General features: G+C 67.6%; 1 protein-coding gene. It reads right to left on the bottom strand.

Features of this window, described 5'->3' with window-relative positions; translation table 11 throughout:
* A partial coding sequence (locus V6U79_RS29675; RefSeq protein WP_442933838.1) for an IS5 family transposase occupies positions 1-779 on the bottom strand: 779 nt, incomplete at its 3' end.
* Positions 780-845: the final 66 nt, after the last annotated feature.

Below are 845 nucleotides of genomic sequence, written 5' to 3'. Positions count from 1 at the left end.
AGGGTGAGGAAGGCTTCGTGGATGTCGTCGCGGATCTCCCAGCGGATGCGCAGGCGGCGGAACCAGTGCAGCAGGGCGATGGTCTGCTCGACGACCCACCGCCGGGTGCCGAGTCCTGACCCATGACCGACTCCGCGTCGGGCGATGACCGGGGTGATGCCCCTGGCCCGCAGGTCGCGGCGGTAGCAGTCGTAGTCGTAGCCCCGGTCGGCGTAGATCCGCTCGGGTCGTTGCCGCGGCCTGCCTCGGATGCCCTTGATCCGGGGGATCTTGTCGACCAGGGGCAGCAGTTGGGTGACGTCGTGGCGGTTGCCGCCGGTCAGGCTGACGGCGAGGGGGATGCCGCCCGCATCGGTGATGACGTGGTGTTTCGAGCCTGGCTTGCGGCGGTCGACCGGGCTCGGACCTGTTTTGGGCCGCCCTTGAGGGCCCGGACGTGGGAGCCGTCGATCACCGCCCGAGACATGTCGAGCTGGTCGGCGGCCCCGGAGCCTGCCCAGCAGCACCTCGTGCAGCCGTTGCCACACACCGGCGTCGTTCCAGTCCCGCAACCTGCGCCAACAGGTCATCCCCGACCCGAACCCCAACTCCTGGGGCAGGTACTCCCACGGGATCGCGGTGTAGAGCACGAACAAGATCCCGCACAACACCTTGCGATCATCCAACGGCTTGCGGCCCGGGAACCGATGCCGCCTTGGTGGTCGGGGTGGCAGCAGCGGTTCGATCTCGGCCCACAGATCGTCCGAGACGATCCACGGCGGCTGCTCACCCCTCCTCACGTTCAGACAGAACGATCCTCACGTCCCGGGGTGACGGCCCAACATCATTTCGTTAGGAGTTCTTAG

It is taken from the genome of Micromonospora psammae (assembly GCF_036902725.1).
In the GTDB taxonomy this organism is placed as follows: domain Bacteria; phylum Actinomycetota; class Actinomycetes; order Mycobacteriales; family Micromonosporaceae; genus Micromonospora.
The sequence above is the reverse complement of the archived record's forward strand: the minus strand, read 5'-3'. Positions and strand labels throughout refer to the sequence as shown.